The following is a 24,047-nucleotide window of genomic DNA, read 5'->3' on the forward strand; positions in this document are numbered from 1 at the left end:
GGCGGACCTCCCCCTACGCCGGGCCGCCTTCCCGGTGCTGGCGGTGGGCGCCTTCGCGCTGGCCCTGGGCTACCTGCTCCGCCGCCGCAGGCCCGGCCCCGAGGGACCCGCCGTCGATGCGCTCGGCCATATCGCCGTCCTCCCCGCGCTGCTGCTCGCCTGGGACGACGCCCGGACCGCCGCGGCGGTCGCCACGATCTGGGGCGCGGTGCTCGGCATCCGCGCGGTACTCCCGGCCCAGACCAGGCGCTGGCGGCTCGGATCCGGTGCCGCGGCGAGTGAGCTGCTCGCCTGGTGGCTCCTGCTGGTCGCGGCAGACGTCGCGCTCCGGGAGGCGTACACGCTGCCGGCGGCCGCGCTGGCCCTCGTCGCCGGCTACCTGGCCCTGCGGCGCGACCCACGGCTCGGCAGCTGGCTCGCCCTCGGGCCCGGGCTGGCCGCCGCGCTGTTGCCGAGTCTCGCCTCCGTGCTCGTCGCCGGCGGTCAGCTCGAGCGGCGGCTCATCCTCGGCGTGGGTGCGATGGTGGTCGTCCTGGTCGGCGCACAGCGCCGCTGGCGGGCGCCCGTCGTCGCCGGCGGAGTGACGCTGGTCGTGCTCACCGTGCACGAACTCGCGGTGTGGGACCTGCTGCCGCGCTGGGCGTACCTCGCCGGTGGTGGCCTGGTCCTGATCCTGGTCGCCATGACCTACGAGCGCCGAATACGCGACCTACGCAAGCTCCGCGGCGCCCTCGCCCGGATGACCTAGGTAGGGCTGGCACCACCAGGGGTTCGGGGGGCCGCTGGCTTCAGCGCAAAGCCGCTGGCCGGGAGGCTGAACGGCATGACTGTGATCGCCCAGGAACGACGCGGAAGTGACTTCGCCCAGCTCTCCCGCGAGATCGCCGGGGCCGGCCTCATGCGGCGCAGACCCGGCCGGTACGCGGTGACGATCGGCCTGACCGGCCTGCTGTTCGCCGGTGCCTGGGCGGCCTTCGTCCTCGTCGGCAACTCGTGGTGGACGCTTGCCGTCGCCGCTCTGCTCGCCGTCGCCACCACGCAGGTCGCGTTTCTCGGGCACGACGCCGGGCACCGGCAGATGTTCCGGAGCCGCAGGGCCAGTGAGATCGCCGGGCTGACCGCCGGCAACCTCGCCACCGGCCTCAGTTTCGGCTGGTGGATCGACAAGCACAACCGGCACCACGCGAACCCCAACCACGAGGACCACGATCCCGACGTCGGTGAGGGCGTGCTGGTCTGGACCGAGAAGCAGGCGGCCAAGCGCACGGGGTTCGGCCGCTGGATGGCCCGCAACCAGGCCAAGCTGTTCTTCCCGCTGCTGACGCTGGAAGGGCTCAACCTGCACGTCTCGAGCATCAAGGCGCTGTTCGGCGTGCCCATGCGGCACCGCAAGGCCGAGGCGCTGCTGCTGCTCCTGCACACCGCCGGCTACCTGAGCCTGGTGTTCGCCGTGCTGCCGGTCGGCAAGGCGCTCGCCTTCATGGCCGTACACCAGGCGCTGTGGGGTGTCTACATGGGAATGTCGTTCGCGCCCAACCACAAGGGCATGCCGGTGCTGACCGCCGAGGACGAGCTCGACTTCCTGCGCAAGCAGGTGCTCACCTCGCGCAACGTGCTCGGCGGGCGGTGGGTCGACGTGGCCCTGGGTGGCCTCAACTACCAGGTCGAGCACCACCTGTTCCCGAGCATGCCGCGGGCCAACCTGCGCCGGGCGGCGCCGATCGTGCGGGCCTACTGCGCCGAGGGCGGCGTCCCGTACCACTGGACCGGGCTGGTCGACTCGTACCGGCAGGCGCTGCGTTACATGGACAGCGTGGCGAACTGAAAGAGCCCGTACCCCCGCCGGAGCGGGGGTACGGGCCGGGGGAGAGCAATGCCTACTTGGCGCCCAGCGCCTGGAGCAACGACTCCGGTGCCTCGACCACCTGCGCGGCCGGCGGCTGGGCCACGGTGACCGGGGTGCCGAAGTCCGAGTACGTCGTGGTCATCGTGCCGAGCTGCGGGTCGATGGAGGTCAGGTCGAGGGACAGCTTCGACAGCCGGCCCTGGTCGTCGACGGTCGCGGTGAACGGCACGGAGTTGCCCTTGCCGCCCAGCACGTCGACGGAGACGCCACTGCCGGCGACCTTGGTCAGGTCGATGGTGCCCTGGTAGCTGCCGTCGCCGGACTTGGTCACGTCGGCCATCCGCTCGACGAACTTGCCGGCGCCGGCGGCGTCACCGTCGGGCAGGGCGTCGAAGCTCGTGCCGGCCAGCCGCGCGCCGTCGATGTGCAGCCACTTGCCGGGCTCGACGCCGGGCACGCCGGTCGCCTGCAGCCAGGCGTCCTCGCCGATCGACCGCAGGTCGACCGAGGAGTTGCTCCCGCTGGCGCCGATCTTCAGGCTCATCGTGGCCTTGTCGGCTTTCGGGTCGAGGTTGCCCGTGCTGTTCACCGCCGCGGACTCGAGGGTGACCTTGACGGTGTCGTCGTTGAGCTTCTGCGCGGCCGCGGTCAGCTCCGCGGTCGCCGCACTGGGCGCCGAGGCGTCGTCGCTGGCGCCGGCCGAGGGGGTGGACGTCACGCCTGGTGCGGTCGTGTTGCCGCAACCGGCGAGCCCGATGGCGAGCGCGGCGAACACGCCGAGCCCGGAGGTCGCTAGTCGTCGCATGCGGGCAAAGTTGCCCGATCCACCCCAGCGGCAAACGTCGATCAAGCGCCAAGCGTCGACGGACAGTTCGTCGGCGGCCGCGAATCCACGACCCGGGCGGGTGATGATGAGCCCATGCACGAGCCGGACGTGACGAGCCACCACGGTGCACCGGGGCCGGACGAGCACCACCACGAGCACCACCACCACGACCACCCGCCGCGAAGCCGCTGGCACCGGGTGCGGCACGCCCTGCGCCCGCACTCGCACGACACCGCCGACCAGGTCGACCGGGAGTTGGAGAGCAGCCGGGCCGGTATCCGCGCCGTCTGGGTCTCGCTAGCGGTCCTCGCGGTCACCGCCGCGCTGCAGGCCGTCGTCGTCGCCTGGTCGGGCTCGGTCGCGCTGCTCGGCGACACGCTGCACAACGTGGCCGACGCGCTGACCGCCGTGCCGCTGTTCATCGCGTTCGTGGTCGGGCGGCGGCCGCCGAACCGGCGGTACACCTACGGCTACGGGCGCGCCGAGGACCTGGCCGGCATCGTGATCGTGCTGTTCATCGCGGCGTCGGCCGTGGTCGCGGCCGTGGAGGCGATCCGGCGGCTGATCAACCCCGCTGACGTCGACCACCTGCCCGCGGTCGCGGTCGCCGGCGTGCTGGGGTTCCTCGGCAACGAGGCGGTCGCCCGGTACCGGATCCGGGTCGGGCGCCGGATCGGCTCGGCCGCACTGGTCGCCGACGGGCTGCACGCGCGTACCGACGGCTTCACCTCCCTCGGTGTCCTGCTCGGCGCCGGCGGCCTGGCGCTCGGCTGGCGCTGGGCGGACCCGGTGGTCGGCCTGCTGATCACCGCGGCGATCCTCGTCGTGCTCGCCGGTGCCGCGCGGCAGGTGTACCGGCGGCTGATGGACGCCGTCGACCCCGCCCTGCTCGACACCGTCGAGGCGACGCTGCGCGGCACCGCGGGCGTGCTCGACATCGGCACCGCCCGGCTGCGCTGGATCGGGCACCGGCTGCGCGCCGAGTGCGAGATCGTGGTCGACTCGCGACTCGACGTGGTCGCCGCGCACGACATCGCGGTCGCGGCCGAACATCGGCTGCTCCACGCCGTGCCCCGGCTCGGATCGGCGCTGGTGCACGCGGACCCGAACGGCGCCGACCACCATGCCGTCGTGGCGCATCACCACCGCCCGTGAGCTGCTCGTAACGGGCATTGCACCCACGCGCGCGGGCGGTATGGTCTGGTGCGTGGCAGAGGTGTTGGGCGCCGACGACTTGCAGACGGCGCTGGCCGGGCTCGACGGTTGGGCGGGTGACCCTTCGGGGATCAGCCGCGACGCCGAGCTGGCCAGCTTCCCGGGCGCGATCGCGGTGGTCGACCGCGTCGCCGAGGTGGCCGAGGAGCTCGACCACCACCCCGACATCGACATCCGCTGGCGGCGCCTGCGGTTCACCCTGAGCACCCACTCCGCCGGCGGCGTGACCAGCAAGGACATCGACCTGGCCCGGCGCATCGACACGATCGTCAGGGCAGCGGCATGAGGTTCGAGATCTCGCGCGTGCTCGACGCGATCGAGAGCCGGCTCTGCCTCGACCCGGCGCTGGCCCGCGCCGTGGTCGACCTGTCCGAGGTCAGCCGCTTCGTCGACCTCGACGGCGGCCGCCCGGCGACGCTGCTCCGCCTCGGCATCGCGGTCGACGCGCTCGGTCGCCAGCTCGAGGAGGAGAACGTCCCGGTCTACGTGATCGCGCCCCGCGCGCTGATCTCCGACGCGGACCTGACCTCCAACGAGCGCATGGTGGTCCGCCGCTGGGCCGACGACGGCCGCATCGAGGTGCTGCGCGACCCGGGCGACCGGCTGCTCGAGGTCGCCGAGCTGCTCGGCCTGCCGGTGCTGAGCCGCAACCGCTTCGACGGCGCGCGGCAGCGCTACGGCTGGCTGGCCCAGCCGGGCCGCCTGCTCGCCCCCGTGTCCGGCCCCGGCGGCCCGACCCTGATCGCCCGCGTCGGCGGCGGCGCGCAACCGAGCGCCGGCGACCCGTCACCCGTGGGCATGAAACTGCTGTCCCGCCTGTGGCGCTGCCCGGAGCCGGGCTGCTCGGCCTACGGCGCCAAGCCCGCGGGCCGCGCGGGCGGCCAGCCACCCCCCTCGCTGCGCACGGGCGCACCGACCTGCCCGCGGCACGAGCAGCGCCTCGGCGACGGCGGCCCACGCCCGCGGGTGGAGGTCATGTCGGCCCGCGTCGGCGGCGTCGTCCGGCAACGCTTCGTGGTCGCCGCCGACCAGCCCATCATGGTGGGCCGCGCACCCGACCGGGGCGTGATGCTGGGCCAGTGGCTGACCGACGAGGCCCGCCGCTGGATCAGCCGCAACCACGTGCGCTTCGAGCTGCACGGTCCGGACCTGGTGGTCCAGGACGTCAGCACCAACGGCACGGGCCTGCGCCCGGGCGGCTCGATCGACGACGACAACCGGATCACCCTGAAGTCCCAGGCCCGGGCATTGGGCATGGGCGACGTGGTCGAGCTCTACCCCGGCGTCCAGGTGGCGCGATCGCGCACCTGGACCACCGGCGGCGTCGTCAACCCGAGCTCGGTCATGGCCGAGGCGCCGACGACGACGATGCGGGCCCTGGACCGATAAGAGCGGTTTCCTTCCCGGGTCCGCCGGGGGCACGACCGTTGCTCCCGCCGGACACCGGGCCGGGCCCCAGGGGGCCCGTCCCTGCCAGGTCCGCGGCGCACAAGCAGCCCGCCGCCGGCACGCCGACAGCGTGTTGGCGCCTGGCGTTTGCTCTGCATACAAATACGCATCACCCCCATGCGGTGGGTGATGCGTATCTGGACGCGACGCGTGCTTACTTCAGGATCGCGCGCAGGGCCGCTACCGCGACGTCGATGTCGTCCTTGTCGATGATCAGCGGTGGGGCCAGGCGCAGCGTGGAGCCGTGGGTGTCCTTGGCCAGTATTCCGCGCTCCGCCAGGCGCTCGCAGGCCTCGCGGCCTGTCATCAGCGCCGGGTCGACGTCGATGCCCGCCCACAGGCCGCGGCCGCGGACCGCCAGGAGGCCCTCGCCGATCAGGCCGCGCAGGCCCGCGTGCAGGTAGGCGCCCTGTTCCTTGGCCTTGGCCTGGAACTCGCCGGTCTGCAGCAGCTTGACGACCTCGATCGCCACCGCGCAGGCCAGCGGGTTGCCGCCGAACGTCGAGCCGTGCTGCCCAGGCTTTATCACGCCGAGCACGTCCGCGTTCGCGGCGATCGCCGAGACCGGGACGATGCCGCCGCCGAGAGCCTTGCCCAGGACGTAGACGTCCGGGACCACCGACTCGTGGTCGCAGGCGAACGTGTCGCCCGTGCGGCCCAGGCCCGACTGGATCTCGTCGGCCACGAACAGCACGTTGCGCTCGGTGCACAGGGCGCGCACGCCGGGCAGGTAGCCGTCCGGCGGCACCACGACGCCCTGCTCGCCCTGGATCGGCTCGATCAGCACCGCGACCGTCGTCTCGTCGATCGCGTCCGCCATCGCGGCCAGGTCGCCGTACGGGACGATCCGGAAGCCCGGCGTGTAGGGCCCGAAGTCGTCGTGCGCGTCCGGGTCCGTCGAGAACGAGATGATCGTCGTCGTGCGGCCGTGGAAGTTGCCGTCGGCCACCACGATCGTGGCCCGGTCGGCCGGCACGCCCTTGACCTGGTAGCCCCACTTGCGGGACAGCTTGATCGCGGTCTCGACCGCCTCGGCGCCGGTGTTCATCGGCAGGACCTGGTCCTTGCCGCACAGCGCGGCCAGGCCCGAGCAGAACTCGGCGAACTGGTCGTGCACGAACGCCCGGCTCGTCAGCGTGACCCGGTCGAGCTGGGCGTGCGCCGCCGCGATCAGCGCGGGGTGCCGGTGGCCGAAGTTGAGCGCCGAGTAGCCGGCCAGGAAGTCCAGGTAGCGCCGGCCGTCGATGTCGGTCACCCACGAGCCCTCGGCCGTCGCGATCACGACCGGCAGCGGGTGGTAGTTGTGCGCGGTGTGGCGTTCCGCGTCGCGGATGGCTCCGGGCGTACGCAGCACGTCGTCGAGAATCATGAGTCGGCCCCTCCGCCCGGACGCAGTTCGAGCGTGCAGCACTTCGGTCCGCCGCCCGCTTTACGTAGTTCTGACATGTCTACACCGATTGTGCGATATCCCCGCTCGCGCAGCGCCGCCGCCAGCCCCGTGGCCTGCACGGGCAGCACCACCGTGGACCCGTCGCTGACCGCGTTGAGCCCCAGCACCTCGGCGTCGGCCACGGTCGCGATCACCGCGTCCGGGAACAGCCGGCGAAGCACGGCCTGCGAGCCCGGCGAGAACGCTTCGGGCAGGTAGGCGATCTTCGCCGGCCCGACGCCGTCGGAGCCGGCCAGGACGCACAGCGCGGTGTCGAGGTGGTAGAAGCGCGGGTCGACCAGCTGCAGGGTGATCACCGGCCGGCCGAGCACCTCCTGGGCGCGCGCGTGGGCCTGGTGCGTGGTGCGGAACCCGGTGCCGGCCAGCACCACGTCGCCCGCGAGCATCAGGTCGCCTTCGCCCTCGTTGACGAACTTCGCCTCGTGTACGGCGTACCCGGCGCGCTCGAACCACGACCGGTAGGCCGGGCCCTCGTCAGCGCGCTCCGGGTCGCGGAACTGGACGGCGAGGACGGTCCCGTCGACGACGGTCGCACCGTTGGCGGCGAACACCATATCGGGCAAACCGGGCAGCGGGTCGATTTCCTCCACGGTGTGGCCGAGGTCGACGAACGTCTGCCGCAGGTGGGTCCACTGCTCTATCGCCAGCGCCGTGTCATAGGGCGCGGTCGGGTCCATCCAAGGGTTGATCTTGTAGCTCACGGCGAAGTGAGTCGGCCGGCACATGAGGTACCGGCGACGGCCGCCGACCGCGTCCAACGTCATGCGGCAACGCTATGTGCGCAGGTCGGACGGGGGCCATGGGAAAGAATTGCGTCTGGCAGAAGATCGTTGCGTGCTGGCCGGGGGCAACCACGCATTCGTTGCGTGCCCCGGACAGCTTTTTGGGGGGCAGCGAATCGCTGCCCCCCAAGCAACCAGGGGATCGGTGAACCACGTCTCCCAGGTTTAGCCGGAACGGTTGTCCGTGCCGCTCCGCGAGATCAATTGCCCGTCAGAACCGGTCCACAAACTGTGAGTCGAGCCACCCGCGCAGGCGCTCCACCCAGTCGGCGTCCGTGTTCGGCCAGGCGAACGTGCCGGTGAAGGCGAGGATGCCGACGACCACGGCGGCGCCGCCGATCAGCAGGCCGAGCGTGGCGTCGAGCTTGCCGGCCACGTGCCGCTTGCGGGTCGCGGCGAACGCGGACACCGCCAGCAGGAAGCCGACCGCGCCGAGGACGATGCCGTAACCGGCGAGGGCGCCGGACAGGACGAAGAACGCACCGGCGACCGAAAGGATCAGGCTGAGCGTCGCCAGCACGCTGGTCCGGGGGCGCGGCCCGACCGCCACCTCGGAGGTCGGCTCCGGCCGGTCCTCGGTGACGGGCCCGGTCGGACGCGTGTCGTCGGCCAGGTCGGTGCCGGCGAGCCGGCGCTCGGCCGCGGTCGGCGCGTTGGGCCCGGCCGGGGACGTCGGGCGGACCGGGGCCGTCGGGCTGCCCGGCGCGACCGGCGCGACCGGCGTGGCCCGCCCGGCCGGCGCGGCACCCGCGCGGGCGCGGTCACGGTCGGACCAGCGACCCCAGAGCGTCGGGCGGTCGGCCCGGTCGCGCTCGGTGCCGTCGACCCGGCCATCGACACCGTCGACCCGGTCCATGCGTTCGGTGCGGTCGGCACCGTCGACCCGGTCGACGGTTGGACGGTCGGTGGCCCGGTCCCGGACCACGGTCTCCTCGTTCGCGGCGCGGTTCTCGTCCACATCGGCGCTTCCCTCGCGCCGTGCGAACGACGGAATCTTGACCACAGCACACCTCCATCAAGGGTTACCGAGGCGCGTTACCCAAAGTGGCCGAGATCCATGCCTACTTCACCCCGAGGGCGTCGACCGCCTTACGGGCCGCGATCAGGACCGGATCCCAGACGGGGGCGTACGGCGGTGCGTAGCCCAGGTCAAGGCCGACCATCTCCTCGACCGTCATGTTGTTCCACAGCGCCACAGCGAGCGGGTCGATCCGCTTCGCCGCCTCCGACCGCCCCACGATCTGTGCGCCGAGCAGCCGGCCCGTGCCCCGCTCGGCGAGCAGCTTGATCGTCATGAAGTCGGCACCGGGGAAGTATCCGGCCCGGTTGGTCGACTCCACAGTGGCGGTGACGAACGAGAAGCCCGCCGCGTCGGCCTCGGTCGAGAGCAGCCCGGTGCGGGCCACCTCGAGGTCGCAGACCCGGGTCACCGCCGTGCCGATCACGCCCGGGAACGTCGCGTACCCGCCGCCGATGTTGATGCCCGCGACCCGGCCCTGCTTGTTGGCGTGCGTGCCCAGCGGCAGGTGCACCGGCTGGCCGGACACCCGGTGCACCGACTCGACGCAGTCGCCGGCGGCCCAGACGCCGGGTCGGCCGACGACCCGCATCCGCAGGTCGACCCGGATGCCGCCGGTCGGGCCCAGCGGCAACCCGGCTGTCCGGGCGAGCGTGGTGTTGGGCTTGATCCCGAGCCCGAGCACGACGATGTCCGCCGGGATCGGCTCGTCGTCGGTGCGCACCGCGGTGACCACGCCGTCGCTGTGGTCGAGCCCGGTCACCGCGAGCCCCGTGCGGATGTCGATGCCGAGCGCGCGGAGCCGGTCGGTGACCAGCGCGCCCATGTCGGGGTCCACCGTCGACATGGGCTGTGGACCGCGCTCGACCAGCGTCACCGCGAGCCCGCGGTTGACCATCGCCTCGGCCATCTCGACGCCGATGTAGCCGCCGCCGACCACCACCGCGCGCTTCGGCGTCGGCTCGCGGTCGAGCCAGGCGTGCAGCGCGTCGCCGTCGTCGAGGGTCTGCACCCCGAACACGCCGCTGACCCCGGACGTCGCCCAGGGTGGCTGCACGGGCACGGCGCCGATGGCGTACACGAGCTGGTCGAAGGGCTCCCGGACCTCGCGCCGGCCCTCGTCGAGCGCCACGGCGACGACCTCGCGCCGCTCGAGGTCGATGTCGACCACCTCGTGCCGGGTGCGCACGTCGATGTCGTAGTCGTCGCGGAACACCGCCGGCGCCCGGGAGATCAGGTCGTCCCGGTCGTCGACCAGGCCGCCGACCCAGTACGGGATGCCGCAGGCCGAGTAGGACGTGAACCGCCCGCGCTCGAAGGCGACGATGGACAGGTCGTCGGCGCTGCGGCGGCGCCGGGCCTGCGAGGCGGCGGACATGCCGGCGGCGTCGCCACCGATCACCACGAGGCGCTCAGCCACGGGTCTGGACCGCGAGGTAGTCGATCACCTGGCTCATCTCTCCGGTGCGGGTGAAGACCGAGCGCTGCCGGGCGGCGCCGGTGCCGTGGGTGTGCAACCGACCCAGAAGGTAGCTCACGGTCTCCAGGTCGCCGTGCCGCTCCAGGTGGGGACCGACCCGGTCGAACAGCCGGCGGATCAGCTGCCAGGCCGGATGGTTCCCGCCGTCGAACAGGTCGCAGGCGAGCCCCTCGAGCCCGTCGTGCGCGGCCCGCCAGTGCGCGGCGACCAGCACGTGGTGGTCGATCGGCAGCGCCGGGCGGCCGGCCTCGATGTCCTCCAGGGCCGCCGCGACCAGCCCGCGGATCAGCGCGGCGATCAGGATCGTGTCGTCGATGGTCAGGCAGACGTCGCCGATCCGGATCTCGACGGTGGGCAGGTGCGACGAGAGCCGCGCGTACCAATACAGCATGCCCTCGTCGAGCAGCATGCCGGTGCCGATCAGCTCGTCGACGATGGCGAGATAGTGGGCGTGCGACTCCAGCCACGGTGTCGGCCCGACCGGCGGCCAGCGGTTCCAGAGCACCGAGCGCCAGCTCGCGTACCCCGTGTCGCGTCCGTTGTAGAACGGCGAGTTCGCGGTCGCCGCGTGCAGCACGGGCAGCCAGGGGCGCAGGTGGTTGAGCACTTCGACGCCGATCTCCGGCCCCGGGATGCCGACGTGCACGTGCATGCCGTTGTAGCCGGGGCCGGGGGAGATGTTGCCGTACCGCTCGATCATCCGGTGGAACCGCGGGTCGTCGAAGATCCGCGGGCTGCGTTCGCCGTCCGGTCCGGCGGGGCCCGTGCCGACCGCGAGCATCTGGAAGCCGGCCCGCTCGGCCGCGCCCGACAGGCCGGAGCGCAGCATGCCCAGCGAGTGCGCGAGCGCCTCCAGGTGCAGGCCGGGCGGGCTGCCGATCTCGATCTGGCTGGTGAGGAACTCGTGCTGCACCTGGCCGCGCAGGTCCGGCGGGACTTCGTCGAGCACGGCGTCGACCGCCTCGGCGGCCGCGCCGGTCGCCGGGTCGACCAGGAGGAACTCCTCCTCGACGCCGACGGTCAGCAACGCGCGGTCAACGTCCCGCTCGTCCGCCGGGCCGGCGGCTTCGTCCACAACGTCCGACATGCGACCATCGTTACCCAGCCTTCCATTCCGCGAAGCCTGCGGTGATCAAGACGACGCCACGTCCGAGCGATCCTCCGACGCGGGTGTGTCCGGGCGGCCGGCGATCATGTTCTGCACCCAGTCCTTGCCGGCGATCATGGGCGTGCGGATCCGTCTCTCCCGGACGATCGCGCGCGCCATCTTGCGTCTGGCGCGAGGTTTGTCGCGCTGGTAGCGCCAGCGGGCCCAGGGCGAGTGCGGCCGGGCCAGGCGGATCGCGCCGACCAGGATCAGGATCGGGATGAACAGTCCGATCAGCCCGGTCCAGATCTTGCCCTTGATCAGCGTGATGCCGGCGAGCAGGAAGTTGAGCACGAGCGCGACCGTGCCGACGAGCCAGGCGGTGACCGTCGACTCGCCGGCGGTGCGCGCCTCCGTGATGTTGTCGACGCCGATCGGCCGCACACCGAGCAGCAGCAGACCGGTGAACGCGATCGCGATGAACACCGCGTCGATCGAGGTGCGCCCCTTCTCGGACCAGTAGACGTCGTCCAGGTGCAGGATCAGCGAGAACTCGTCGAGTACGAGGGCCGCGCCGAGCCCGAACAGCCCGGCGAACACCGCGTTGGCCGCCGTGTTGTCCGTGTTGAGCGCGAAGCCCGTGACGCCCGCGACGATCATGAAGATCACCCCGAACACCACGTGGTGGATGTGCTGCCCGCCCGGGGTGACGTTGCCCGGCCACCACTTCACGTTCGCCCGGATCATCCGGACCGAGAACCGGATGAAGGCGAACGTGACGATGAAGCCCGCGAAGAAGCAGAACAGCGGCAGGCGCCCACTTTCGACGATGCGTTGCGCGAACCAGTTGCCCATCGGCGTACCCACCTCCCCGCCGTCTTTTAAGTCCGTTTTATGAGAATCATTCTAGGTAGCTGCCTATCGTCGAAGTTGGGATCCGCCAGACACCGGGAGGGTCGCGCCGTGACCACGACAGTCGATGAGGTCGCCGAGCCCGCCTCCGCGATGCCGATAGCGCGCCCCCGCGGCCTGCACTGGGGCCGTCACGTCCCACGGATCTTCGGCATGATCATGTGGATCGTCGCGCTCGTCTCGTTCATCTCCGCGATCGGGCACATCTTCCGCACCGGCATTCAGCCCGTCCGCGAGACCATCGACGCCGCGATCATCCCCGCCCCGGCCAACGTCGCCTACGCCGTCTTCCTGGCCGTCCTCGCCACCGCGACCCTGCGCCGCAAGCGCGTCGCCTGGTGGCTGCTGACCATCTACTTCAGCCTGAGCGTGCTGGTCAACACGATCATCGGCATCGTGGTCTCGGTCGTGCCGGACGCCGAACTGGTCGACGACGCGGGCAACCACCTCTACCAGGGCTCCGGCGACCTCGCGCTGCTGTGGAGCGGGCTCGCGGTGTCCGTGCTCGCGCTCGCGACGCTGATCGTGTTCCGCAAGGAGTTCTACGCGCACGTGGCCAAGGGCAGCGTCCGCCGGGCGCTGCTGGTCTTCGTCGGCACGCTGGGCGTCGGCATCGGACTCGGGCTCAGCCTCGTCGCCGCGTTCCCCGGGAGCCTGTCCGGCACCGGCAACCAGGCGGCGTACGCGACCGAACGCGTCCTCGGCGGCGGCTTCAGCTTCGACATCACCCGGGTCGGCGCCGCGCCCGGCTGGGTCAGCTTCGTGCTCGGCCTGTTCGGGGCGGCGGCCGTCTTCGCCGCGCTGGCCACCCTGCTGCGCTCCCAGCGCCGCAACGCCGAGCTGCGGGCCGGCGACGAGCGGCAGATCCGCACGCTGCTGGCCAAGTACGGCGACCGGGACTCCCTCGGCTACTTCGCCACCCGGCGCGACAAGTCAGCGATCTTCTCGCCGACCGGCAAGTCCGCGGTCACGTACCGCGTGGTCAACGGGGTGAGCCTGGCCAGCGGCGACCCGGTCGGCGACCCGGAGGCGTGGGGACCGGCGATCGACGCCTGGCTGGCACAGGCGCGCTACTACGCGTGGACGCCGGCGGTCATGGGCGCGAGCGAGGAAGGCGCCGTCGCGTACGCCCGGACGGGTCTGAAGGTCATCCACCTCGGTGACGAGGCGATCCTGTTGACCCGCGAGTTCACCCTGGACGGTCGTGAGATGCGCCCGGTGCGCCAGGCCGTCAACCGGGTCGAGCGGGCGGGCTACACGGCCACCGTCCGCCGGCACGCCGACATCCCCGACGAGGAGATGAAGGAGCTGTCGCGGCTGGCCACGGCCTGGCGCGACACCGAGAGCGAGCGCGGCTTCTCGATGGCCCTCGGGCGGCTCGGCGACCCGGCCGACGCCCGCTGCGTGCTGGTCGAGGCGATCGACAGGAGCAACCAGGTCAAGGCCATGATCTCGTTCAGCCCCTGGGGCACGCACGGGCTCTCGCTCGACCTGATGCGCCGCGCGCACGACGCGGAGAACGGCGCGATGGAGTTCATGGTCGCGCAGCTCATGGAGAACGCGCCCCGGCTCGGCGTCGACCGGGTCTCGCTGAACTTCGCCGTGTTCCGCGCGGTGTTCGAGGAGGGCGCCCGGATCGGCGCGGGCCCGATCCTGCGCGCCTGGCGCAAGCTGCTGCTGTTCTTCTCCCGCTGGTGGCAGCTCGAGTCGCTCTACCGGTCCAACGCCAAGTACCACCCCGTCTGGCAGCCGCGCTACCTGTGCTTCGGCGAGCGGCGCGAGCTGGTCCGGGTCGGGCTCTCGTCGGCGATCGCCGAGGGCTTCCTGGCGATCCCGGGCAGCACGGACGCCCAGCTGGACGCGCTGCCGCCGGACGCGGCCGAGCGGGCCCGGGAGGCCGAGGAGATCGACGCCGCCGAGTCGCCGCCCGCACCCGGCGCGATCGACCACAAGGCCCCCGAGCAGATGCGGGTGCGGCTGGCCAAGCGGCAGCGGCTGATCGACTCGGGCATCGACCCGTACCCGGTGAACTACCCCCGGACCGACACCTGCGCCGAGGTGGCGGCCGCGCACCGCCACCTGGCGCCGGACCGGCGCAGCGGCGACACGGTCGGCGTGGCCGGCCGGGTCATGCTGATGCGCGACCACGGCGGCATCCTGTTCGCCACGGTCCGCGACTGGAGCGGCGACCTGCAGGTCATGCTCAGCGGCCCGGCCGCGGTCGACGGTTGGGACGACACCATCGACATCGGCGACCACGTCGGCGTGACCGGCGAGGTGATCACCACCCGGACGGGCGAGCTGACGATCGACGCGAGCTCGTGGCAGCTCAACGCCAAGTGCCTGCGGCCGCTGCCGGACAAGCACCGCGGCCTGGCCGACCCGGAGGCGCGGGTGCGGCAGCGCTACCTCGACCTGGTCACCAACACGCGCGCGCGGGACCTGCTGCGGGCGCGCAGCAACGCCATCTTCGCGCTGCGCGAGTCACTGGTCGGCCGGCGCTACCTCGAGGTCGAGACGCCGATCCTCCAGCGGATCCACGGCGGGGCCAACGCCAAGCCGTTCACCACCCACATCAACGCGTACGACCTGAAGCTGTATCTGCGCATCGCCCCGGAGCTGTTCCTCAAGCGCCTCGCGGTCGGTGGGGTGGAGCGGGTCTTCGAGCTGGGCCGCACGTTCCGCAACGAGGGCGCGGACTACAGCCACAACCCGGAGTTCACGGTGCTGGAGGCGTACCAGGCCTACGGGGACTACGACACCATGCTGCGGCTGACCCGGGAGCTGATCCAGGAGGCCGCGATCGCCGCGTACGGGCAGGCGGTGGCGCGCCGGCCGGGCACCGACGAGGAGGTGGACATCTCGGGCGACTGGCCGGTGCGGACCGTCAACGAGGCGGTGTCCACCGCGCTCGGCGAGGTCGTCGACGCGGACACCGACGTGGCCACGCTGCGCCGCTACTGCGACAAGGCGGAGATCGCGTACGACCCGAAATGGAACCGGGGCGCCGTGCTGCTCGAGCTCTACGAGCACCTGGTCGAGTCGAAGACGGACCTGCCGACGTTCTACAAGGACTTCCCGACCGAGGTGTCGCCGCTGACCAGGCAGCACCGGCGCGACGGGCGGCTGGCCGAGCGGTGGGACCTGGTCGGCTTCGGTTTCGAGCTGGGCACCGCGTACTCGGAGCTGATCGACCCGGTCGAGCAGCGCCGGCGGCTCACCGAGCAGTCGCTGCTGGCGGCGGGCGGCGACCCGGAGGCGATGGAGCTCGACGAGGACTTCCTGCAGGCGCTGGAGTACGCGATGCCGCCGACCGGCGGTCTCGGCATCGGCGTGGACCGCCTGGTGATGCTGCTGACCGGGCGGTCGATCCGTGAGACGCTGCCGTTCCCCCTCGTCCGCGCGGCGTCGTGAGGCCGGCCCGCTGGCCCGCCGCCGCGTTCGCCGGCTCCGCCGCGCTCTACAGCTCGTGGCTGCTCGCACCGTGGCTGAACCCGCGGCTCGGCCTGACCACCGGGCTCGCCAGCGACCTGGCCGCCACCGATCAGCCCTGGCATCGGCTGTTCCGGGTCGCTGACCTGGCCGCCGGGTCACTGGCGCTGGTCGGGGCGGCCCGGATGCTGCTGGGCGGCCGGCAGGCGCGGGCGGCCTGGATCGGGGCGGGCGTGTTCGGGCTCGCGACCGTCTTCGACGCCAGCCTGACCGCGCTGTCCTGCGCGCCCTCGATCGACCCGGACTGCACCGAACTCTCCGGGGACCTCTCCGACGTCGCGTTCGACCCGCACACGCTGACCTCGGTCTCGGCCGCGCTCGGCGGGGTCGGCTCGATGGTGGCGTTCTGGCCGGCCAGCCGCTTGGGCAGCGCCGGCCGCGCCTGGGCGGGTGCGCTGAGCGTGGCGAGCCTGGCGGTCAACGCGGGCCTGCTGGTCGAGCTGGTGCGGGAGGGCCCGCACGAGGGGATCTGGCAGCGGGTCGAGCTGGCGACCTTGGCGGCGTGGCTGGTTTACGCGGCGAACCGTGCCCTGGGCGGCGAACGTTATGCGTAAAATATTCGGGTTCGGGGGGTGAACGGGATGACGATCACCGCGACGACCGTGCAGGGCGGTCTGGCGACCTTGACCGACGAGATCATCGACGAGCTGCGGGGACGGGTGCACTGCCCGGTGCTGGCGCCGGACGACCCGGGCTTCGCCGGGGTCCGCGAGGTGTTCAACGCGATGCACCCGGGCGACCCGGCGCTGGTGATCAGCTGTTTCGGCACGGCCGACGTGATCGACGCGGTGAACTTCGCCCGCGAGAACGGCCTGGTCGTCTCGGTGCGTGGTGGCGGACACTCGATCGCCGGTCTGTCCGCCTCGGACAGCTGCCTGCTGATCGACCTGGCCCCGATGCACGCGGTGCAGGTGGACCCGGCCGCTCGGCTGGCGCGGGTGCAGGGCGGCGCGGTGTGGGCCGACGTCGACCGGGAGACGCAGGCGTACGGGCTGGCCGCGCCGGGCGGCGTGGTCTCCGACACCGGCGTCGCGGGGCTCACCCTCGGCGGAGGCTACGGCTGGCTGCGCCGGAAGTACGGGCTGTCCTGCGACCATCTCGTGGCGGCCGAGGTGGTCGGCGCGGACGGTCAGGTCCGGGTCGCCTCGTCGACCGAGAACACCGACCTGCTGTGGGCGCTGCGCGGCGGCGGTGGCAACTTCGGCGTGGTCACCTGGTTCACGTTCGCGCTCGAGGAGGTCGGGCCGACGGTCGCGTTCGCGGGCACGTTCTACCCGGTCGAGGAAGCGCCGGAGGTTTTGCGAGGCTGGCGGAACTACGTGTCGGTCGCGCCGGACGAGGTCACCGCGAGCTGCCTGACGATCACCATGCCCGCCGACCCGGAGCTGCCGGAGGCCGTGCACAACCGCGCCTGCGTGGTGGTGGGCGGCGTCTACTCGGGTGCCGCCGAGACCGGCATGGACATCCTGTCGCCGCTGCGGGAGTTGGGCACGCCGCTGCTGGACATGTCGCAGCCGATGCCGTACACGGCCATGCAGCAGGGTTTCGACGCGTTCTTCCCGCGCAACACGCTGCAGGCGTACTGGAAGTCGCGTTATCTGTCGTCCCTGAGTGACGCGGCGATCGACTTCGTCGCGGCCCGGGCGGCGAGTCGACCCAGCCCGCTCACGCTGGTCAACCTGTTCCACATGGGCGGCGCGATCGCGGTGGTGCCGCCGGACGCGACGGCCTTCGCGCAGCGTTCGTCGCCGTTCCTGCTCTCGATCGACGGCAACTGGACGGACCCCGCTGACAACGACGCCAACATCGCGTGGGTACGCGAGACGTTCGCGGAATCGGCGCGCCACGGCGACGACGGCGTGTATCTGAACTTCACGGGCCGGTCCGACGAGCCGCCGGACGTCGCGGTGGACAGCGCGTTCGGCGCCAACCTGCGGCGGCTGGCCGAGATCAAGGCGAAGTACGACCCGGACAACGTGTTCCGCGCGAACAACAACATCACGCCGGCCAGCTGATCATCAGAATGTTTCCAGCTTCTTCGGGTAGGAATGCTGTTTCCCAAACCGTGAGGAGCTGAGGAATGGCGCTGGCCGCGCAAGGCGACCCGAGCGATCTGGGCGGACTGACCGGTTGGGTGGCCGGGGTGATCGACTCCCTGGGCACCGTCGGCGTCGGCCTGCTCGTCGCGCTGGAGAACCTGGTGCCGCCCATCCCCAGCGAGATCGTGCTGACCCTGGGCGGTTTTCTGGCCAACCAGGGCCGGATGAGCCTGCCGCTGGTCATCCTCTCGGCGACGGTGGGTTCGGTGGTCGGTGCCGTGATCCTCTACTGGCTCGGGCGCGGCCTGGGCGAGGACCGCCTGAAACGGTGGCTCGACAAGATCCCGCTGGTCGACACGGACGACCTCGAGAAGGCCGACAGGTGGTTCGAGCGGCATGAGAACGCGGCTGTCCTGTTCGGACGGTGCGTGCCGGTGGTGCGCAGCCTGGTGTCCATACCGGCGGGCGCCAACGAGATGCCGATGATCCGGTTCGTCGCGTTCACGACGCTCGGCAGCGCGGTCTGGAACTCCCTGTTCGTCGGCGCCGGGTTCGCGCTCGGTTCCAACTGGCAGCGGGTCGAACAGTATGCCCAGTGGTTCGACTACGCGATCTACGCGCTCGTCGCGGTCGGCGCGGTGCTCTGGATCCGCAAGAAGATCCGCAAGCGCAATCGCGCCAAGGAGCTAGCATCCCGCTCATGATCCTGAGCGACACGGAGGTGGCCGTCGCGGCGGCCTCGGCGGGGGCCGCGGTCGTGCGGCGTTACTACGGGACCGCGGTCGACCACTTCGCCAAGGCAGACCGGGACTTCGCGACGACGGCCGACCTGGAGGCTGAGCAGGCGATCCTGGCGGTCCTCCGGGCGCACCGTCCGGACGACGGCTTCGTGGGCGAGGAATCCGGGCGCAGCGGTGCCTCGGCGTCGCGGGTGTGGCTGGTGGACCCGCTGTGCGGCACGCTGAACTTCGCGGTGCAGTCACCGCTGATCGCGGTCAACGTGGCACTGCGGTCGGCCGACGCTTCGGTGGCGGCGGCCGCGGACCCGCTGTCGGGCGAGATCTTCTGGACGGACGGCACGGCGTCGTGGGTGCGCCGCGACGGCACGGACGCCCCGCTGGTGCCGTCGGCGTCGTCCCGCCTGGTCGACGTCAACCTCGACCCACCGTTCCCGAACGCCGCGACGTTCCTGGCGACGTCGCTGCTCGCGGACCCGGAGTTCCAGTCGGAGTTCGGCCCCCGGGTCCTCTCGACCACGCTGGCGGTGACCTGGGTGGCGGCGGGCCGCCGGGCGGCTTACGTGACCGACGGCGACAGACGGGACAGCGTCCACTTCGCGGCGGGCCTGGCCATCTGCGCGGCCGCCGGCTGCGTCGTCACAGGCCTGGACGGCGGCCCTTTGGACAGCGGCCCGGGCGGCCTGATCGTCGCGGCCGACCCCGCCACTCACGAAACCCTCCTGCGGATGGTGCGCAAGCAGCCCTGATCATGGACGGGCATAAGGTTCCCTCCATGCGGTATCTGCTTGTGCCCGGGCGGGGTGTGCCGTTGCCGGGTCATTGGATGCGGCGGTTCGCCGAACGTGCCGGCTTCTCGTGGGCGCCCGAGCCGCCCGGGCCGCCCTACCTCCCCGACGAGCGGGTCGCGGCCCTCGCGGCGGCCGTGCGGGCCGACGACACCCCGGCGGTCCTCGTCGCGCACAGCGCGGGGTGCTTGACCGTCGCGCTCTGGGCCGCGCGGCACACCGGGCCCATCCGCGGTGCGCTGCTGGTCACACCGCCGGAGGTCCCTCCTGATCGGATAGTCGTGCCGCGGGCGCCGTTGCCGTTTCCGTCGATTCTCGTCGCCAGTCGCAACGATCCGTACACCACCATGCCGGGTTTCCGGGCGCTTGCCGCCGACTGGGGTGCCGAGCTCGTCGACGCCGGTGACGTCGGGCATCTCGACAGTGCCACCGGGTTCGGGCCGTGGCCCGAAGGAGAGCGGCTCGTCGCGCGGCTCTAGGACCACGGCAGGATCACTCGTCACAGGCGCGACGTGGCGGCGCCCACGGATCGTGGGAACGGCCGCAGCCCATCGTGCGGGCACCTAGCGTCGGTGGAAAGGTGTCATTTCACGGGGAGAATCCATGACCACCGGACATGTTTCGACCAAGGACAACAACGAGATCTTCTTCAAGGACTGGGGCGACAGCAACGGGCAGCCGGTCGTGTTCAGCCACGGCTGGCCCTTGACGGCCGACGCGTGGGACGACGCGATGATGATGGTCGCCGAGAACGGGTTCCGCGGCATCGCGCACGACCGGCGCGGTGGCGGGCGGTCCAGCCAGCCCTGGGAGGGCAACGACCTCGACTCGTACGCCGATGATCTCGCGGCCGTGATCGACACGCTGGACCTGCACGACGCGGTGCTGGTCGGGCATTCCACCGGCGGCGGTGAGATCACCCGGTACGTCGGCCGGCACGGCACCTCGCGGGTCTCGAAGATGATGCTCGTCGGCGCGATCCCGCCGGTGATGATCAAGTCGTCGAAGAACCCCGAAGGGCTGCCCAAGGAGGTCTTCGACCAGCTTCGCGACGGGCTGGCGGCCGACCGGTCCCAGTTCTACGAAGACCTGTCCGCACCGTTCTACGGCGCCAACCGCAAGGGGTCCCACGTCTCACAGGGCCTGCGCGACCAGTTCTGGCAGCAGTCCATGACCTGCGGCCTCAAGGGCACGTACGACTGCATCCAGGCGTTCTCCGAGACCGACCTGACGATGGACCTCGAGGCCATCGACGTGCCCACGATGTTCATCCACGGTGACGACGACCAGATCGTGCCGATCGACGACTCGGCCCGCAAGGCGGTCAACATCGTGGACAACGCCGACCTCAAGGTCTACCCGGGCGCGCCGCACGGCCTCACCAGCACGCTGAAGGACGAGTTCCACGCCGACCTTATGGCGTTCCTGCGCAGCTAACGGAAGATGCCGATCTTCTTCGCCGCGTACCCGGGGAAGATCTTCTTCCAGTCCCGCACGCCCATGCGGGCGCCGAGGAGTTCCGTCAACACGTCGCGGTAGTCGTTGGCGCCCGCCAGGTCGCCCTGGTCGAGGGCACCGGCCGACAGGCCCGGCCAGCGGCCGTGCACGCGGCCGCCGTTCATGCCGCCGCCCAGCAGCAGCATGAGGCCGCCGTGGCCGTGGTCGGTGCCCGAGTTGCCGTTGGCCTCGACCCGCCGGCCGAACTCGCTCATCGTGACGATCGACGTGTTGTCGAGCGCCGAACCGAGGTCCGTGGCGAACGCGCCCAGCGCGCCGGCCAGCTCGTTGAGGCGGTTGCGCATGTCGCCGCCGTCCGGGCCGCCGATGTTCGTGTGCATGTCCCAGCCGCCGATGTCGACGGCGGCGACCCGCAGGCCGACCTTCGCCTTGATGAGGCGGGCCACGTCCTTGAGCTGGTCGGCGAAGCCGCCGCCGGGCCACTGCGCGGTGGACTGGTAGTCGGTCTGCGAGATCTTGCGGGCGGTCGAGATGGACTTCAGCGTCTCGGCCGCCTGGCCGCCCAGCGGGTGGTCGCCGACGCCGGTGTAGAGCGCCTTGAGCGCCGTCAGCGTCTTCTCCCGCATGCCGCCGCCGCCCCGCAGGTCGAACTCGCGGATGCCCTGCAGCACCAGCTTGCTCTGGCCGCCGACCAGCGACCGCGGCAGCGCCGAACCCTCGGCGACCGCGCGGAACGTCGTGCCGGGGCCGAGCTGTTCCAGCACGCGGTCGAGGAATCCAGTGTGGACGGCGGTGGACGCGGCACCGCGCTCCAGACAGTCCTGTGCCTGGAAATGCGACCGGCTGGCGTCGGGCGAGGCGACCGCGTGCACCGCGGCCATCTGGCCCTTCTCCCAGAACGGCACCAGCGGCGCCAGCCCAGGATGCAGGCCGAACCGGTCGTCGCCGGCGAGCAGCGCGCCGGGCTGCACCGCGATGTCGCGGCGGGCGTTGAGGTAGTTGCGGTCGCCGCGCGGCACGACCACGGACAGGCCGTCCATGCCGCCGCGCAGAAAGACGACGACCAGCGTGCGGTTGGTGTTCGACGGCGCGCCGAACGCGACCCGCGTGGTGACCACCTGGTTGGCGAGGCTGGCCACGCCGACCGCGCCGGCGCCGGCCAGCACCCGCCGCCGGGTGAAGCCCTTGCGCCACTGTTCGCGCTGGGCCTGCAGGTCGGCGGCGACCGCCTCGGCCTGCACCCGGATGGCCGCCTCGGGCAGGTTGGGGCCGCGCCGGGCCAACTCGTCCGGCGTGAGCGGTCCATCAGCGACAGTCATGGCCTCACCGCAACGCGTGGTAGATGGAGTCGAACAGCAACGGCGCCAGGTACTCGATCTTCCCGCCCAGGCTACCGTTGCGTACCGCCGTGTTGTCCTTCGCCGACAGGAAGGACAGCAGTGCCTTGCGGTGCGACGCGGCGACGGGTTGGAAGACCAACCGGGCCGCCAGGCTGTCGAGGTACGGGCCGGTGGTGCCGGGCCGCTTGCCGACCAGGCCTTCGACCTTCGGGTACGACAGGCCGCGCTCGTAGCCGCCGATCAAAGCGCGGTGCGCGTTCCAGAGGGAGAGCGTGGCGTGCGCCGACCGCCAGGCGGCCGCGACGTCCGGGTAGCCGTTCGGCGGCACCCACGCCATCGGCGCGTGGCCGAACCGCTGCGTCATGAAGTAGAGGCCCTCGACACCGGCCCGGACGTCGGATCCCGGGGCGATGCCCAGCGCCCGCGCGGTCGCCACGAAGTTCTCCAGCGGCCGCCGGGTCTTCATGCCGGTCGCGATCCAGAACTCCTGCGAGCGGAACAGCACCCGCAGCACGGGCGCGATCGCGGTGCCGTTCTCGAGGTAGGTGTCGGCCAGCCGCTGCACGAGCCCGTTCGGCGGCGCGTCACAGACGAACCGCACGGCCAGCTTGCGCGCGATGTTCTTGGCGGTCGCCGGGTGAGTGGCCAGATAGGACAGATACTTCTCGCCGACCTGCAGGCCCTTGGACCGCGACGGGTTCTTGTCCTTGAAGCCGAGCACCTTGACCGGGTCGACCCAGTGCCGGTCGGACTCGTACCGGAACTCGCCCTCGTTGGTCACGGTCCGACCCGTCAGGATGTACGCGCTGTTGCGCACGTCCTTCTCGTTGTAGCCGCCGTCGATGCCGACGGTGTGCAGCTCCAGCAGCTCGCGCCCGTAGTTCTCGTTGACCGACCGCCGGTCCGACGCCGCGTTGTCGAGATAGCGCAACATGGCCGGGTGCCGGGCGCTGGCCTTGAGCATGTCGACGAACTTGCCGAGCGCGTGCTTGCGGATCACGTCGTTGTCGTACGACGTCCGCACGTCCCACCCGCCGTCGAACGGGTTGGTCACGTTGAGGTGGTTGGACCAGAAGTCCACCATCACCTCGAGCAGCTGGCGGTTGCTCCACATCTGCCGCGCGATGGTCGCCTGGCCCAGCTCGAACTGCGCGAGGAAGTCGCCCTCCTTGACCGTGCGCCGGATCTGCGCGGTGCTCATCGCGACCGTCGGGAACGCGGCCAGCGCCTTGGCCGACACCGCGTCGTCGACCTTGCCCGGGTTGAGCTGCTGCTCCAGCCAACCGTCGATACCGGTCTTCGTGGCGGCGTCGACGAGCGCCCGGGTCGGCCCGAACGTCGTGCGGCGCAGCATGTGCAGGATCGGGTCCCGGCTGAGCAGGTTGGGATTGGTCGGCTTGGCCTTCGCGGCGGCCGCGGCGGCGGCACCGGCGGTGTCGGCCAGGCCGGCGGCGCCGAGGTCGATGGAGTCGCCGAGCGACTGCGTGTAACTGGCGTCCCGGTCGGCGAACGCGCCGGCGTCGCGAGGGGAGCGGGTCGAGGTGGCGCTGTCGCCGAGCGCGGCGGAGATGCCCCCGCCACCGCCCATCACGGCGGCCGCCGAGCCCACGGCACCGGTCGCCACCACCGCGGCACCGGCGCCGATCAGCACCTGCCGCCGGTTGCGGACGAGCTTGAGCAGGGTCGGCTCGCTGGCCCTGGCCAGCCGGGCGACCTTGGGCACCAGCGGATCAGGGGCCCGGTGCCGCGACGCGGCACGCCGTTGCGCCATCCCCCCACCCCTTGCTGTCGATACACCGACGGATCCAGCCCGGACCATAGATGCGGGTGAGGGCCCGCCTCAACGCGAGCGGTCGTTTGTTAAGCCACCCCTAAAGATCGTCGCCGGCTTGCGGCCGAGTGGTTGACTGGACGTCGTGCGGCTGGTCATCTCCACGCTCACCGGGGCGCTGCTGTTCGCCCTGGTCGACGCCAGCGACTCCGGGTCGCCGTGGGCGTTCCTGGCCGCCGCGCTCGCCGCCGCCCTGCTGGTCGCCGCAACCCTGGGCGCCCTCGCACCGGGCCGGCACCACCGCGCCGACGCCATGGCCCGCGGCGCCACGCTGCGCGCGCGAGCCCAGCGCCGCCG

General features: G+C 71.8%; 21 protein-coding genes and 1 pseudogene. 13 read left to right on the forward strand and 9 right to left on the reverse strand.

The features are described 5' to 3' along the window. A pseudogene (locus AB0H87_RS15980) lies at positions 1-748 on the forward strand (hypothetical protein); the annotation flags it as partial. Positions 749-823: 75 nt separating this feature from the next. Further along, positions 824-1,825, forward strand: a complete 1,002-nt coding sequence (locus tag AB0H87_RS15985) for an acyl-CoA desaturase (RefSeq protein ID WP_360145080.1) — start codon at positions 824-826, stop codon at positions 1,823-1,825. 52 nt (positions 1,826-1,877) lie between these two features. Here the strand turns inward: AB0H87_RS15985 and AB0H87_RS15990 are convergent, their stop codons facing one another. After that, positions 1,878-2,651, reverse strand: coding sequence for a hypothetical protein (locus tag AB0H87_RS15990; protein WP_360145083.1), 774 nt, complete (start codon positions 2,649-2,651; stop codon positions 1,878-1,880). Between the two features lie 114 nt (positions 2,652-2,765). Between AB0H87_RS15990 and AB0H87_RS15995 the strand changes: the two genes are divergently transcribed. Genes AB0H87_RS15995 through AB0H87_RS16005 form a run of 3 tightly spaced genes read left to right on the forward strand, consistent with a single transcriptional unit; the run spans position 2,766 to position 5,276 of the window. Beyond that, the gene (locus AB0H87_RS15995) at positions 2,766-3,827 is read left to right on the forward strand and encodes a cation diffusion facilitator family transporter (RefSeq protein ID WP_360145086.1); all 1,062 of its coding nucleotides are present in this window, start codon (positions 2,766-2,768) and stop codon (positions 3,825-3,827) included. A 52-nt stretch (positions 3,828-3,879) separates the two neighbouring features. Next, a complete protein-coding gene (locus tag AB0H87_RS16000; protein ID WP_360145089.1) occupies positions 3,880-4,173 on the forward strand; it encodes a 4a-hydroxytetrahydrobiopterin dehydratase in 294 nt (97 codons plus the stop codon). Further along, positions 4,170-5,276 carry an FHA domain-containing protein gene (locus AB0H87_RS16005; protein ID WP_360145092.1) on the forward strand — a complete coding sequence of 369 codons (1,107 nt, stop codon included), beginning with the start codon at positions 4,170-4,172 and terminating at the stop codon, positions 5,274-5,276. Before AB0H87_RS16000 ends, AB0H87_RS16005 begins: the two co-directional genes overlap by 4 nt. A gap of 214 nt (positions 5,277-5,490) precedes the next feature. On the opposite strand, the gene rocD is transcribed toward AB0H87_RS16005, so the two are convergent. From rocD to AB0H87_RS16035, 6 genes are all read right to left on the reverse strand, one after another. Further along, positions 5,491-6,705, reverse strand: a complete 1,215-nt coding sequence (gene rocD / locus AB0H87_RS16010; protein WP_360145095.1) for an ornithine--oxo-acid transaminase — start codon at positions 6,703-6,705, stop codon at positions 5,491-5,493. Beyond that, complete coding sequence (ddaH, locus tag AB0H87_RS16015) at positions 6,702-7,550, reverse strand: dimethylargininase (RefSeq protein ID WP_360145098.1); 849 nt, start codon at positions 7,548-7,550, stop codon at positions 6,702-6,704. The genes rocD and ddaH overlap by 4 nt, the downstream gene beginning before the upstream one ends. 229 nt (positions 7,551-7,779) lie before the next feature. After that, positions 7,780-8,571 carry a thrombospondin gene (locus tag AB0H87_RS16020; RefSeq protein ID WP_360145101.1) on the reverse strand — a complete coding sequence of 264 codons (792 nt, stop codon included), beginning with the start codon at positions 8,569-8,571 and terminating at the stop codon, positions 7,780-7,782. 58 nt (positions 8,572-8,629) lie between these two features. Then, complete coding sequence (locus AB0H87_RS16025; RefSeq protein ID WP_360145104.1) at positions 8,630-10,006, reverse strand: FAD-dependent oxidoreductase; 1,377 nt, start codon at positions 10,004-10,006, stop codon at positions 8,630-8,632. Further along, positions 9,999-11,153 (reverse strand): glutamate--cysteine ligase, encoded by a 1,155-nt coding sequence (locus tag AB0H87_RS16030; protein WP_360145107.1) that lies wholly within the window; start codon positions 11,151-11,153, stop codon positions 9,999-10,001. Before AB0H87_RS16030 ends, AB0H87_RS16025 begins: the two co-directional genes overlap by 8 nt. Before the next feature lie 45 nt (positions 11,154-11,198). Continuing rightward, positions 11,199-12,008, reverse strand: a complete 810-nt coding sequence (locus AB0H87_RS16035; RefSeq protein WP_360145110.1) for a hypothetical protein — start codon at positions 12,006-12,008, stop codon at positions 11,199-11,201. Between the two features lie 108 nt (positions 12,009-12,116). Here AB0H87_RS16035 and lysX point away from each other — a divergent pair, with 108 nt between their 5' ends. The 7 genes from lysX (at position 12,117) to AB0H87_RS16070 (ending at position 20,558) form a co-directional block, all read left to right on the forward strand. Next, entirely contained in the window at positions 12,117-15,479 is a 3,363-nt protein-coding gene (gene lysX / locus AB0H87_RS16040) for a bifunctional lysylphosphatidylglycerol synthetase/lysine--tRNA ligase LysX (protein WP_360145113.1), read from the forward strand. Next, on the forward strand, positions 15,476-16,111 hold the full coding sequence (locus AB0H87_RS16045) for a DUF998 domain-containing protein (RefSeq protein WP_360145116.1): 636 nt from the start codon (positions 15,476-15,478) through the stop codon (positions 16,109-16,111). The genes lysX and AB0H87_RS16045 overlap by 4 nt, the downstream gene beginning before the upstream one ends. A gap of 27 nt (positions 16,112-16,138) precedes the next feature. Beyond that, complete coding sequence (locus AB0H87_RS16050) at positions 16,139-17,572, forward strand: FAD-binding oxidoreductase (RefSeq protein ID WP_360145119.1); 1,434 nt, start codon at positions 16,139-16,141, stop codon at positions 17,570-17,572. Between the two features lie 65 nt (positions 17,573-17,637). Continuing rightward, positions 17,638-18,300, forward strand: a complete 663-nt coding sequence (locus tag AB0H87_RS16055) for a DedA family protein (protein WP_360145122.1) — start codon at positions 17,638-17,640, stop codon at positions 18,298-18,300. After that, entirely contained in the window at positions 18,297-19,082 is a 786-nt protein-coding gene (locus tag AB0H87_RS16060) for an inositol monophosphatase family protein (protein WP_360145125.1), read from the forward strand. The genes AB0H87_RS16055 and AB0H87_RS16060 overlap by 4 nt, the downstream gene beginning before the upstream one ends. A gap of 26 nt (positions 19,083-19,108) precedes the next feature. Then, positions 19,109-19,600, forward strand: a complete 492-nt coding sequence (locus tag AB0H87_RS16065; protein WP_360145128.1) for an alpha/beta fold hydrolase — start codon at positions 19,109-19,111, stop codon at positions 19,598-19,600. A gap of 124 nt (positions 19,601-19,724) precedes the next feature. Beyond that, positions 19,725-20,558 (forward strand): alpha/beta hydrolase, encoded by an 834-nt coding sequence (locus AB0H87_RS16070; protein WP_360145131.1) that lies wholly within the window; start codon positions 19,725-19,727, stop codon positions 20,556-20,558. On the opposite strand, the gene AB0H87_RS16075 is transcribed toward AB0H87_RS16070, so the two are convergent. Together AB0H87_RS16075 and AB0H87_RS16080 are read right to left on the reverse strand one after the other, a co-directional pair. Further along, the gene (locus AB0H87_RS16075) at positions 20,555-21,898 is read right to left on the reverse strand and encodes a DUF1501 domain-containing protein (RefSeq protein ID WP_360145134.1); all 1,344 of its coding nucleotides are present in this window, start codon (positions 21,896-21,898) and stop codon (positions 20,555-20,557) included. The genes AB0H87_RS16070 and AB0H87_RS16075 overlap by 4 nt on opposite strands. Positions 21,899-21,902: 4 nt before the next feature. Further along, positions 21,903-23,690, reverse strand: a complete 1,788-nt coding sequence (locus AB0H87_RS16080) for a DUF1800 domain-containing protein (RefSeq protein WP_360145137.1) — start codon at positions 23,688-23,690, stop codon at positions 21,903-21,905. A 145-nt stretch (positions 23,691-23,835) separates the two neighbouring features. Here AB0H87_RS16080 and AB0H87_RS16085 point away from each other — a divergent pair. Continuing rightward, the coding region (locus AB0H87_RS16085; RefSeq protein WP_360145140.1) for a hypothetical protein at positions 23,836-24,047 on the forward strand (212 nt) is incomplete at its 3' end.

Source organism: Asanoa sp. NPDC050611, assembly GCF_040654855.1.
Taxonomy (GTDB): Bacteria; Actinomycetota; Actinomycetes; order Mycobacteriales; family Micromonosporaceae; genus Asanoa.